12 protein-coding genes are annotated in these 12,751 nt (G+C 45.7%); 3 read left to right on the top strand and 9 right to left on the bottom strand.

Features of this window, described 5'->3' with window-relative positions; genetic code table 11:
- Positions 1-4 precede the first annotated feature (4 nt).
- The gene (locus F5613_RS01835; protein ID WP_179398450.1) at positions 5-502 is read left to right on the top strand and encodes a hypothetical protein; all 498 of its coding nucleotides are present in this window, start codon (positions 5-7) and stop codon (positions 500-502) included.
- Positions 503-514: 12 nt separating this feature from the next.
- On the top strand, positions 515-898 hold the full coding sequence (locus tag F5613_RS01830; RefSeq protein WP_179398449.1) for a 2-amino-4-hydroxy-6-hydroxymethyldihydropteridine diphosphokinase: 384 nt from the start codon (positions 515-517) through the stop codon (positions 896-898).
- Here F5613_RS01830 and F5613_RS01825 read toward each other — a convergent pair.
- The 8 genes from F5613_RS01825 to F5613_RS01790 all read right to left on the bottom strand — a co-directional run bounded on the left by F5613_RS01825 (position 856) and on the right by F5613_RS01790 (position 9,408).
- Positions 856-1,890: a 50S ribosomal protein L11 methyltransferase gene (locus F5613_RS01825; RefSeq protein WP_179398448.1), complete on the bottom strand. Its 1,035-nt coding sequence runs from the start codon at positions 1,888-1,890 to the stop codon at positions 856-858. The genes F5613_RS01830 and F5613_RS01825 overlap by 43 nt on opposite strands.
- A gap of 20 nt (positions 1,891-1,910) precedes the next feature.
- The gene (locus F5613_RS01820) at positions 1,911-3,032 is read right to left on the bottom strand and encodes a glycosyltransferase (protein WP_179398447.1); all 1,122 of its coding nucleotides are present in this window, start codon (positions 3,030-3,032) and stop codon (positions 1,911-1,913) included.
- Complete coding sequence (locus F5613_RS01815; RefSeq protein ID WP_179398446.1) at positions 3,016-4,308, bottom strand: glycosyltransferase family protein; 1,293 nt, start codon at positions 4,306-4,308, stop codon at positions 3,016-3,018. Before F5613_RS01815 ends, F5613_RS01820 begins: the two co-directional genes overlap by 17 nt.
- The gene (locus tag F5613_RS01810) at positions 4,301-5,653 is read right to left on the bottom strand and encodes a polysaccharide deacetylase family protein (RefSeq protein ID WP_246303315.1); all 1,353 of its coding nucleotides are present in this window, start codon (positions 5,651-5,653) and stop codon (positions 4,301-4,303) included. Before F5613_RS01810 ends, F5613_RS01815 begins: the two co-directional genes overlap by 8 nt.
- On the bottom strand, positions 5,622-6,614 hold the full coding sequence (locus F5613_RS01805) for a GNAT family N-acetyltransferase (RefSeq protein ID WP_179398445.1): 993 nt from the start codon (positions 6,612-6,614) through the stop codon (positions 5,622-5,624). The genes F5613_RS01810 and F5613_RS01805 overlap by 32 nt, the downstream gene beginning before the upstream one ends.
- Before the next feature lie 98 nt (positions 6,615-6,712).
- Positions 6,713-7,747, bottom strand: a complete 1,035-nt coding sequence (gene recA, locus F5613_RS01800; RefSeq protein WP_068180396.1) for a recombinase RecA — start codon at positions 7,745-7,747, stop codon at positions 6,713-6,715.
- Between the two features lie 4 nt (positions 7,748-7,751).
- Positions 7,752-8,210: a thioredoxin-dependent thiol peroxidase gene (bcp, locus tag F5613_RS01795; protein WP_068180266.1), complete on the bottom strand. Its 459-nt coding sequence runs from the start codon at positions 8,208-8,210 to the stop codon at positions 7,752-7,754.
- Between the two features lie 4 nt (positions 8,211-8,214).
- Positions 8,215-9,408 carry a saccharopine dehydrogenase family protein gene (locus F5613_RS01790; protein ID WP_068180263.1) on the bottom strand — a complete coding sequence of 398 codons (1,194 nt, stop codon included), beginning with the start codon at positions 9,406-9,408 and terminating at the stop codon, positions 8,215-8,217.
- Between the two features lie 250 nt (positions 9,409-9,658).
- On the opposite strand from F5613_RS01790, the gene F5613_RS01785 reads away from it, so the two are divergent.
- A complete protein-coding gene (locus tag F5613_RS01785) occupies positions 9,659-10,846 on the top strand; it encodes a THUMP-like domain-containing protein (protein WP_179398444.1) in 1,188 nt (395 codons plus the stop codon).
- Positions 10,847-10,963: 117 nt separating this feature from the next.
- Here F5613_RS01785 and F5613_RS01780 read toward each other — a convergent pair whose 3' ends face one another.
- Positions 10,964-12,637, bottom strand: coding sequence for a putative transporter (locus F5613_RS01780; protein WP_179398443.1), 1,674 nt, complete (start codon positions 12,635-12,637; stop codon positions 10,964-10,966).
- Between the last annotated feature and the right edge of the window lie 114 nt (positions 12,638-12,751).

The raw sequence follows: 12,751 nt of genomic DNA, 5'->3' as shown, positions 1-12,751 counted from the left end.
TAGCATGAAAACACGTATCTCATTGTTAACCATTTTATCTGTTATGCTGATTTGTTTGAGTGGATGCAGCAATAAAAAAGAGTTTGAAGAATTTTCGTTTACCTATAGCATGGAAAGTGTAGACAACTACAAGATGGTTATAACCTACGACAGTGATCAGAATTATAAATTGGAAGAGTACAATTACTTTTTCGACAATGCCGCGAATAAAAGGGATCCGAAGATAAGTGAAGGGAAACTGACCGATAAAGAATTTGGAGAAATACAGAAACTGTTAAGTAAGAGTAAACTGTTTGAAATGGAAGACTCGTATGGTTTCGATAAGGAATACAACCGTGATTTGGGTGATATTATGTATCAGATCTCTTTTTCAACTAAAGACAAAGACAAATTTATATCGATCCGTTCTACCGAGAACCAGCAGTTTTCATCGGGATTTATCAGTCTGATCGGGTATATCAATACGTTTATCAACTCCCACAAGAAAGAGGTGGCCAACTAAGTATTATCGAACATGCTTTATCGTGTTATTTTAAGTCTCGGGTCTAATTATAACGAGCAGCAGAACATGGCATTTGCTGTGGAGCAGCTAAAAAAACTATTCCTGTCTATCCGCTTTTCCGAAAGCTATTATACAGAGCCGGTGGGCAGCTCTTACAGCATTGGCAATTACCTGAATCAGGTTGCCATCGCTTATACCGACTGCAGTGCGGATGAACTCAAACCTTTGTTTAAAGAGATAGAAAAAGCCGCCGGAAGAAGTCCCCAATTAAAAGCTGAAGGCAAAATACCCCTCGATGTAGATCTTGTTAAATGGAGTGATTGGGTGATTAAGCCGGCCGATCTCCAACAGGATTATGTGCTGAGGGGATTGTTCGACTTGCAGGAGGAGCCCTGAGGCAGGCAAGAGATAATAATGAAAGGGGCTGCCAAAAGACCCATTTTGCCGGTTAGGGCTATCAAACTATTCAGACACTTGCATACAGCCCACTTGACCAGACTATCTCTTTGTTCGTTATAGAAGCCCTTGCTTACAATTACATCGTAGGCGTAGGGTTTGAGGTAATCCCTGTATTTCTGTATGGGGAGTATCCTTTCGGTCCAGTTCCCGTTTTCCGGATCACAGGTGTTCCATGGGTCGCTTGGTACAGGTTTCAAATCGGACTGTATCACGTTATTTATATCCCCGAAGGTTAGTCCCCGGGTGCAATGTGCCCATTCATTCAAATCGTCTTCATTCAATGATGGAAACTGCGTACGGATGTACTCGTAACGCTTGGTAAAGTAGTTAGGCGACAAGGCATCACCGGTTTCGCAGGAGTCCATTATTTTCCTTAACTTTCTCTTTACGTATGGATTGTATGGGGTAGAGGCGGTGGTGAAATACATCGTTAACGCAGGATTGATAGCTACCAACCCGGAAAAAAAACGTTTCAGATCGTACACATGCTCAATCAGATCTGTCGCAATCAGCAGGTCGGGTTTCGATTGGGTATCCCTGCACCAATCAGCAAGCTGTTCGGTACTGCCTTCCAGAAACAGATCGGCTCCGGTTCCGGTATATTCCTTCAACCGGAATGCTGCCTGAACAGACAACGGGTTGAGGTCTACATAGATTACATGTCCGATACCGATCGATTTGGCCAACATACTCAGGAATCCGCTTCCCCCTCCAAAATCAATCATGGTAAGTTCGCGGGGTGATTTACCTGATCCGGCTATTCCTTGCTGTAGACAGGTTGCATAGATTTTAAGGAAATAACCTATTGCCGGCATCATTCCTTTGATATAAGACTTGTTATAGCTGCTTATCGAAAGCGTTTCGTAAGGAACAGCCTGCAGCTTTTCCGTCAATTCCTGAATAGCTTTGTGGTAGATTGTGTTTTTCATACAAGTAAATTAGATGATCGTCATCCCATCATTTCGGCCAATCGCCTGGCCTGTTCCAGATTGGAGAACTGTGGTATAAGCATTTTTCTTCGCTCCTCGATGGATGCAACGTGAAATGGCATCTCCATATACTGGTTGCAAGCCAGCACAAGGTCGTCTGCTGTATTGGCAATACAGCACAAATTGTCGAGTCCGCTTCCGGCCAGCATTTTCTTATTGGCAATAACATGCCTTCCCGCAAACAACGTATTTAATAACTTTAGTTTTAATCCCGTTTCCTGAAACGTAACCAGCACATGAACCTGGGCATTTTTTACCAACTCTTCCATACGGTCTTCCGCCGGATTTATCTCCAGACAGACGTTGATGTATTTAGCAGCCGCCTGCTTCAGTCTGTTTGTGGGATTAAGTCCCGCCACCACACATCTGAAGGGAAGTCTGCAGAAAACATTTTCAATCAGATACAGTGCGGCACGTTCATTTTCGGGGACAGATAAATTACCGTGATATAATATATAATCCGATTGTCCGGGAAGGATATCAATCTGTTCGTTCTTATGAAAACAGGGAATAAACTCGACCCGGTTTGCCGGGAAGCGTTTACGAAGGTAAGCTGTGTCGGTTCCCGAAACAGCAATCATCAGATCTGCATGTCTCAGAACCGGCTCATAAAGCCGGAACTTGAGAGCCTCCAGGTAAAAGAATGCTTTTGTTACAGGATTGCTTTCTGCTTTACCGAGGTGCTGGTAATAGGCATGTTCAATATTGCATTCCCTGAATATCTTCATCCGGTCCTTCAGATCCGGATGGCTGATGAGGTAACAACTATGAAGTCCCTCGAAAAGGATGGGATAGGAGTTGGTGCATAGATTTCGGAGCAGCTGCTTGTCTCTGCGGCTGTATACATTGTAGGGAAGCAACGAAAAGTGGGAGCTGAGTCCCTTTTCCCTTTTGTAATAAATCACCTCTTCGCACAAATTATTCAACTCCACGGCATGCTGACGGCCATACTCAAAGCAATGCAGATGGATTTTAAACCCGCAACGGCTCAATGCATACAGTTTGTAGTAGATGTCGATCACCCCGCCGTAATTGGCCGGAAATGGAATGTTCAGGGCAATGATGTTAATATGCTTTTCCATGTTCGTCTCCTTTCTTTTGCAATTCCATAAAAAGATCCATAAATTGGGCAGCCTGTTCTTTGCGGGAATACCTCTTTACAACCTCTTTATCTACGCTGACCGATGTATATCCGTCGGTTTTCCATCTTTCAAAGTAATATTTTATAAAATCGTAGGCTTCCTGGGCAGTACGGGCGCTTGCTCCGGCATTGGCTTCCCGGATGGCTGCCTCCAGACAAGCTTCGTCGCTTCGTACGCACAGCATGGGCTTTTCTACTGCCATAGCCTCGAAAAGCTTGGTCGTCATAATCCCCTTCGGTCCGGATTGACTGGCGGTGTTGGCCAACTGAAGCAATATCGAGCTGTTATTGAGGATGGAAGGAACTTGCGAAGCTTCCACATACGGATATAAATCCATGTAACCGAGCAAGCCAAATCTTTCCGCCTCGCCGGAAACCAGCTGCTGCGAATAAGAGTCCATGTACCATTTTACCCTGAAATCCGCCGGAGTGATAACACCTTCGGTATGCAGACGCCCGATTGCCTCAAACAGAGGACGCGGGTCGCGAATGGCAAAACTAAGCAGTCGGCCGGTGTAGGAAAGTACAAACTCGCTGGTCTTGATCTGTTCCGGATAAAACAGCTCCGGATCGTAGCCGTTAAATATAAGCCGTACATTGCCGTTGTACCTCTTCAGTGTATCCACATGCCAGGTGGATACCGTGGTGATACAATCTGCTTTGGGAAGAACCTTGTTCCTCTCGTTTAACAAACGCCTGGTAAAGAGAGTGGTTATCAGCCTGTTCAGCCATGAAAAGCGGCCCATCTTGCTGGCGATATATTCGGTTCCGGCATATTGTTCAATGATATCTCTGTGGTCGGCCACCAGCGGAAGCCTAAACTCTTTGGCTACTTTGTAAGCTGCCGGAAGAGGGAAGGTACGGTAGGTACTGCATAAAACACAGCCAAAGCCTCCCTGACTAAGCTTCCGGGCAGCTGCTTTGGCCATCCTGCGCTCCTTGTATCCGAAAAGGCAGTCGGCCGTCAGCGTTGCCACCCAAGCCAGTTTTTTAATCCATCTGTTTTTATATGGATAGAAATCCACGTAGGTAACATCGCAGACCTCCTTTAAGAATGCAAAGGTATTTTCGTTGATGTACTCTGTAACGACCACTGGTTCCCATTCGGCCTTCTTCATATATTTGCACAGGTAACCCATCCTTGGGGCAAATGCCGGAGGAAACATATCGCAAAGGATAAGTATCTTTTTGGATAATATGTTCTCTTTCTCAGGCATTGATCATCAGATGTTCTATTAATTTACTATAAAGAGAACGTAACCAGGGTACGGTGCGGGTTAGCTGCGGATTGTCCGTCACCAGGTTGTTGTGCCAGAGTAAAACCAGTTCTCCGTTCATCTCTTTAACCTTGTCGATCAGGTCGATGCAATAAACTTCGGCCTCCTGACTGGTCATATTCATGTATTTTTGTTCGTTCAGCGTACAATCCATTACTGTGATTGAATGAAGCTTCAGCGAATTGACAATCCCAGTATAAGGATCAATCCGACGAACCGGCCGGGTAGTGCCCAGTCTAAATCCTGCCACATCTGCATACCCCATGGTGAAATCGTCTGTTATACCTGCCTTTTCAAGCTCTTCCATATCTCTGGGGTCTCGTGAAGAGAGGTAATGATGCCTGTTGTATTTTACGGGCTGGATGATGGCGTTTTCGAGGTTGTTATGCTCTTGTGCAATCAAACCGGGGTTAATTCCGGCTTCGTAACTGCTGTGCAACCCGATTGATATGTTATTGTTTATGCTGGCTGTAAGCAGTTTACGGATGGGGTGAGATTTTAATTTATAATGAGGCTTGTCTTGCGGTGTGCTTCCACCGGCTCTTACAAAAAGAATACTTTTACAGCGCTTGTTACCAACTGTAAGCTGAAGTTTCCGGGCTTGTATATCAAACCAGGGAAAGGTATAAAAGGGATCGGCTTCCGGTTGTCCGGTTCGAATGCGTAGAAGACTGAGCGCGTTGGTGCCACGCATCAGCTCACGTATGACACTTTTCCACGATCTGCAAAAGAATGGCATATCCAGGTCGTGGGTGAGGTAGATCTTTTTTATAGCCTTACCCGGCTCGGGAATTTCGAATCCCGTACTTCGTAACCACCTGCGAAGTATCTTTCCGTATTCGTCCACGATGGGCCTGTTAATGAACCCCATTCGGCCGGCAATCGATTCTTTCCCGGGAAATCTGCCGTGCTCGTCCCTTACAGCAGGACGTACCATCTCTTCGTATCGGCTCAGCATAAAAAAAGCACTGGCAATAATATCGGCGTATACAATCAAAGTTTCGCCAGCCCAGAAGGTTTGAGGTTTGCCGTAAAGCAATGGAACACCTTCAATCTGTTTTAAAGGCAATATAGGAAGGTTGGAATGTGTGCCGTAAATTTTTTCGTGAAAGAACAGAGATGGATTAATAATGATGTTGTAGTTCTTATACAGATCTTTGTCCGCCGTATAACCAACCGCATTATATACCTCATCGGGAACTTTTACTGCAATTAAAAAGTGAATAATGTAACGAATCGTCTCTTCATTCAGCTTAAATCTTTCGGTTATCATCTCGCTCATCATGTTGTTTGGTTACAAATTTCCCTAGTTTTAACCAGGCTCTGTGTAGTAAACACATTTTTCCTCTTGTTATTGTGAAATAGGGGGTCTGAATTGTACCAAATTTCCGGAAATAATGCTCAACACCCTCTAACATTGATCCTTCAAAGTCGAATCGATCCGTAAACCGGGATACAGAACAGATGGCTTCCCACATCAGCAGGCTGCCGGCGCCCGATGATCGTAGTGCCGGATCTTCGCCTCCGGCCAGATAGTAGGCCGAGCTTTTCTGCCATACCACAAAGATCGCAGCGTGAAGTTGCCCAGTAGAATCGTATGCACCCCACAGCTCCCCCTGATTCCGGAGGCGGCAACATTCAATAAGCCGTTTCAGCAACTGCTCGTCGCCTTTAACAGCTAATCCCTGTCTGCCGAAGCTCTGGGCATTCACCTTCAGGAAATCATCCACCGGAATTCCCTTCTTACAGATTATACCCTTTTTATCGCGTGCAGAGCGGATGTTACGTTGTATATTCTGACTCAGATTATCCCACAATATCTCCTGATTATTAATACCTTCCAATACGTACGAATAGCGGGTGGTCTGGTTGTATCCACCCCAGTAAAAAGGAAGCCAGTCGGTAATGCCGGAATGGAAATTTTGTAAAAAGGAGCTGTATCCGTCCAATCGGGAAACAAACTTCTTTAAACATTCCTGCCTGTGGGTGATTTGTTTACCATAAGCCTTCGGCTCGAAACGAGGGTTTATCCAGGGTCCCATGGTCTGGGTATAGCAGGGCATTGAAATCACGTTGGAAAGTGGTTTATAAAGGGGCATGGCGGCTAAGATATTGTTTCCATCTTCAACCAATAACACATCCCACTTTGAAGCTCCGCACACCACATCCAGCCACCAGGGTCTGCCGAACAGGGGAATGGATTCTTCCGTAATACATAGTGCGATGTATCTGTCTTTTTCACTCATGCCGTTTTACAAGTATTGGAGTTAAAAAAATAACCTTGTTATCCCGAATAACGGTAATAACAAGGTTTTATTTTACTTTCACAAAAGAAAGCTATCTCTTATCCCTTCAGGGCATTCAAAATTAATCCGGCAATCTCTTCGGCCAATTCGGGATTATCGGCAACACACTGCTTGGCAGCATCGCGGCCTTGTCCCAGTTTAGTCTCATTGTAGCTATACCATGAACCGCTTTTCTTTACGATATTCAATTCGGAACCCAAATCGATTATCTCGCCGGTGCGGGATATACCTCCACCAAACATGATGTCGAATTCGGCTTTACGGAAAGGAGGAGCAACCTTGTTTTTCACCACCTTTACGCGAACCTGGTTACCTTTTACCTCGTCGCCGTCCTTAAGCTGACCGATACGACGGATATCCAGACGCACCGAAGCATAAAACTTAAGAGCATTACCACCGGTAGTAGTTTCCGGATTACCAAACATAACACCGATCTTGTCTCGGAGCTGGTTGATAAAGATACAGGTAGTATTTGTCTTGTTGATAGCGGCGGTAAGCTTACGCAATGCCTGAGACATCAAACGGGCTTGCAGACCCATCTTGCTGTCGCCCATCTCGCCTTCAAGTTCGGCTTTGGGAGTAAGTGCCGCCACAGAGTCGATAACGATGATATCGATAGCCGACGAGCGGATAAGCTGTTCTGCAATCTCCAGTGCCTGTTCGCCACTATCCGGTTGCGAAATATATAAGTTCTCTACATCCACACCCAGCTTTTCGGCATAGAAACGGTCGAATGCATGCTCTGCATCAATAAATGCGGCAATACCACCTGTTTTTTGTGCTTCGGCAATGGCATGAATGGCCAGGGTAGTCTTACCAGACGATTCCGGTCCGTAAATCTCGATCACCCTTCCGCGGGGAAATCCGCCTACGCCCAAGGCAGCATCCAGCCCGATCGAACCCGAAGGGATGACACTTACCTCTTCCACATGATCATCACCCATTTTCATGATTGAGCCTTTGCCGTAGCTTTTCTCAATCTTATCCATTGTGGCACGCAACGCCTTCAGTTTCTCCAGGTTGGGTGCCGGTTTCTCAAAATTAATCTCTGAACCTTTTTCTTTTTCAGCCATCGTATTATTTATTAAGGATTTGATTTGCATGGTCTTTTGTATTCACCTCTTTCGAGTCGATCACCCGTTCGATGATGCCCTCCTCGTTTATAATAAAGGTTGTACGGGCAGTCCCCATGTATTTACGTCCGTACATCGATTTTTCCTGCCATACGCCAAAAGCCTGGTTCAGGGTTGTTTCTGTATCAGCAATCAAGCTGAAGGGCAACGACTGTTTGGAGATAAAGCCCTGGTGCGACTTGGCACTGTCTTTGCTTACCCCAATAACCTCGTATCCTGCAGCACGAAGCTGTTCGTATCCATCACGCAAGCTGCAGGCCTGAGCCGTACAGCCGGATGTGTTATCTTTGGGATAAAAATACAATGCTAGTTTTTTTCCTGCGAAATCGCTCAGCTTGATATTGTTCCCATTCTGATCGGTCCCCAGTATTTCGGGGGCTTTATCTCCAACAGTAAGTGCCATATGCTTATAGTTCTAAGTCTACGTTAAACAATTCGTGCCAAGGTAAACCCTGTTCGTTCAGTTCTTTCATGAACGGATCCGGATTAAACTCCTCTACGTTAAATACACCCGGTTTACGCCAGATACCCTGCATGAACAGCTTTGCACCGATCATAGCCGGAACACCTGTAGTGTAGCTAACACCCTGCGCACCTGTTTCTTCGTAAGCTGCCTGGTGGCTGCAGTTGTTGTAAACGTAGTAAGTAAGTTCTTTACCATCTTTTAGTCCGCGGATACGGCAGCCGATGGATGTTTCGCCTGTGTAGTTTTCGCCCAGATCGCCGGGGTTAGGCAACACAGCCTTCAGGAACTGGATTGGAACAATTTCCATTCCGTTGTACATGATAGGATCGATACGAGACATACCGATGTTCTGTATCACACGCAGGTGAGTAAGGTACTCCTGACCGAATGTCATCCAGAAACGGGCACGTTTGATAGTCGGGAAGTTCTTGGTAAGCGACTCCAACTCCTCGTGATGCAACAGATACGATTCACGCGGACCGATGTTGGGGTAGTTAAGCGGCTTATGTATCTCCTGTGGTTCTGTTTCCACCCACTGGCCGTTTTCCCAGTATTTGCCCTTCTGAGTAATCTCGCGAATATTAATTTCCGGATTGAAGTTGGTTGCAAAAGCCTTGTGATGATCACCGGCATTACAATCCACGATATCCAGGTATTGAATTTCATCAAAATGATGTTTTGCTGCATAAGCAGTGAAAACTCCGGTTACCCCCGGGTCGAATCCGCAACCCAGGATAGCTGTCAGACCAGCTTCCTTAAATCTATCCTGATAAGCCCATTGCCAGCTATACTCGTATTTAGCTTCGTCGATAGGTTCGTAATTGGCTGTGTCAAGATAGTTCACACCACAGGCAAGACATGCATCCATGATGGTAAGGTCTTGATAGGGGAGTGCCAGGTTAACCACCAACTCCGGTTTGAAGGAATTGAACAGTTTGATGAGTTCGTCCACATTGTCTGCGTCCACCTGAGCTGTCTGAATCTTTACGTTTTTGATTGCAGCAGCAATCGCGTCACATTTAGACTTTGTACGGCTTGCCAGCATGATATCTGTAAAAACATCCGCATTCATAGCGATCTTCTTAACTGCTACCGTACTAACACCACCTGCACCAATAATTAATACTCTTCCCATTTATCAAATAGAATTTTCTTGTTAATATAGTTACTAAACATTTAAACCAACTACAAAAATACGATTATTATTGAGATTAATCTGCATCCGTAAGAATAAAAAATATCTATAATGAGATCGATCCTTGTATATGCAGGGCCAGATTGAAATATTTGCCTTATTTTTGTATCGGATTCAAGCTGTGATATCCCATCGATACATTCTCTTTTGCGGGGGTATAGATTAAAAACATTCAAGAAGCAGTACAATCATGCAGGTTACAGAACAATTCCGCGATTTTATACGTAAACATCAAAAAGACGATCTCAACAAGCTGTTGCTTTCGGCTAACCGCTATCCGGATATCGATATCCCTTTTGCGGTGGAACAGCTTGCATCCCGCCGTCAGATCAAGGATAAGTTACCTTCGTGGTACGACAACGAAGCATTGCTCTTTCCCGCCAAAATAGCTGCCGAACAGTGTTCGTCCGAGCTAACCGGATTGTATAAACAGCAGTTGGTTGGCGAAAACGAGCGTGTGTGCGACCTTACAGGCGGACTTGGGGTGGATAGCTACTTTATTTCACACAAGGCCCGTGAGGTGCTTTACCTCGAGCGCTTTGAACGTTATTGCGAAACTGCCCGTCATAATTTCGGAGTGCTACAGGCAGACAATATCCGGGTGCTGAATACAGATGCTGTAGAGTACCTGGAGCAAATAGAGCAGGTGGATCTGTTTTATATCGATCCGGCCCGCAGAGGACAAGGAGACAAGCGGGTGTATGCTCTTGAAGATTGCGAACCCGATTTAATAAGACTTGCTCCCATATTACTGCAGAAGGCGCCCCGTATTATTGCCAAAATATCTCCCATGGCCGATATTCAGCACACGTTGCAGCTGCTGCCCCAGACCACCGGCGTGCATGTGGTGTCGGTAAAGAACGAATGTAAGGAGCTGTTGTTTATTCTGGAGCGTACAACGGCATTGGTTGATCCTCTTATAACCTGCGTAAACCTTACCAGCGAAAGTACGGAGTCCTTTTCATTTACCCTGGCGGACGAGCGGGATACGGCTGCCGGAATGGCTGCAGGTATCGGTCGTTTTTTATACGAGCCCAACGCATCGTTGCTAAAGGCCGGAGCCTTTAAGTGTGTGGCGGACCGGATGGGGGTGGCCAAGCTTCAGGTAAGCAGTCACCTTTACACTTCCGATAACCTGGTTGAACTTTTCCCGGGCAGAAAGTTTGTGGTGCAGGAGGTATATCCTTTTACCGGTAAGCTGGCCAAGGAGTTGCACAAGAGCGTTCCCAAGGCAAACATTACCGTAAGGAACTTTCCATTATCGGTTCAGGAGTTGCGGAAGCGAACCAAAATAGCCGAAGGGGGTGATGTTTATATATTTGCTACGACCAACGCCAACGGCGACAAACTGCTGGTCCGGTGTTCTAAGCTTGCCTGATACAACATTTCCTTATATCACGAAAAAGAAGGAAAACAAAAACAGCAGGAAAATGCAGGATGAGCAACATCAATACGTTCCACCGGGAAGCGATGAAGTGCTCAAACCTCTGTTATATCAGGAAAACAGCAGGATGAGCAGTTGTGCCGAAATAACCCGAATAAACATGGACAAGGGATATACAGTTGCGTAGGCAACCGATGGTTCATCACCTTCAACCGTTGTGTTTGCGTAACTCAGCGCCATGGGATTGGCCATGCTACCGCAAAGCATACCCATGCTGTTGGCATAATCCATTTTAAGAACACGCATGGCTACAACGCCCACAATCAATACGGGTACAAGCGTGAGTGCGGCACCCAATCCAATCCAGATCAGACCTTCGGTACGGAAGATGGTCTCGAAGAAGTGAGCACCCGAGTTGATACCCAATCCTGCCAGATAGATAACGATACCAAGCTGACGAAGCATCAGGTTTGCGCTTTGCGTTGTGTAAGTAGTAAGATGTAGACGGGCACCAAAAGCCCCCATCAGTATCCCCACGATGATAGGTCCCCCGGCAATTCCAAGTTTAACAGGTGTACTTATGCCCGGAATGGTTATGGGTAATGCGCCCAGGATAACACCCAAAGTGATGCCTACAAATACGGCAATCAGGTTGGGATTGTCCAGTCGTTTTACCTCGTCGCCAAGGATCTTCACCACATTGTTTACCGAATTCTTTTCTCCCACGATGGTCAGCTTATCCCCAATCTGCAGGTGCAGGTTAGGAGAGGCCAGCAAATCGATTCCCGCGCGGTTGATGCGGGTGATATTTATGCCGTACAGATTGCGCAGCTTCAACGATCCCAATTTAACCCCGTTTATCTTAGGCTGGGTAACAATCACCCTGCGGGATATAAGCTGACTGTCAATTGCATTCCAGTCGATATCTTCCTTGTTCCAATCCACTTGCTCTTGTTCGCCAAACAATACTCTGATACTCTCTACATCCGATTTCACCGAGATGATAAGCAGATGGTCGTGTGGGAGCAGCTTCGTCTCCGAAGTAGGAATACTAACCTTGCCATCTCTCCACACCCTGGAAATTACAAACTGCTTGTGAGTAAGCTTCATGATATCGCGGATGCTTTTATCGTAAATGGCCGGATTGCTTACCTGGAACTCGCCAACATAGGTGGTAGGATCTTTATGCTCTTTCGAAAAAGAGGTGTCATTCTTGTAGATGAAAAACTTGCGTAAAAACACAATGGCCAGAATAACGCCTACAACCCCTAAAGGATAAGTTACCGCACAAGCTAAAGCCATATCGGTAGTTCCTTTGGTGTCTGCCGGATTAAGCTGCAGAAATGCCTGCTGAGCCGCACCAAGTGCCGGAGTATTGGTTACCGCCCCCGAAAACAAGCCTACCATATTGGATAGTGAAACCCCCAATCCCCAGTGAAATCCTAGTGTCATGGAAATACCCAGCACAATTACAGCAATGGAAAGCAGGTTTAATTCGATTCCTCCTTTTTTGAATGAAGAGAAAAAGCCGGGGCCCACTTGCAGTCCCAGTGTATACACAAAAAGAATAAGTCCCAGGTTCTGGGCAAAGTTAAGCATGTCCGGATTAACCTCGATGCCGATGTGTCCGGCAAGGATACCTGTAAAAAACACGAACGTGATACCCAACGAAATGCCGAAAAACTTTATTCTGCCCAGAGCGAGTCCCAGAGCAGACACCATGCATATTACAATCACAGCCTGTATGATTGTGGGTTTTAAAAACGCATCCGATAACCAATCCATAAGATAACCTAAAATTTGTGGCTGCAAAGATATGACTTTATGTTTGATTAAAGCTCAAATTACGAAACAATGTAATAACTAACACCCCGTAATTGGATGTGGAATCTCTTTAAT

Origin of the sequence: Macellibacteroides fermentans, from assembly GCF_013409575.1 — a bacterium.
Taxonomy (GTDB): Bacteria; Bacteroidota; Bacteroidia; order Bacteroidales; family Tannerellaceae; genus Macellibacteroides; species Macellibacteroides fermentans.
The sequence above is the reverse complement of the archived record's forward strand: the minus strand, read 5'-3'. Positions and strand labels throughout refer to the sequence as shown.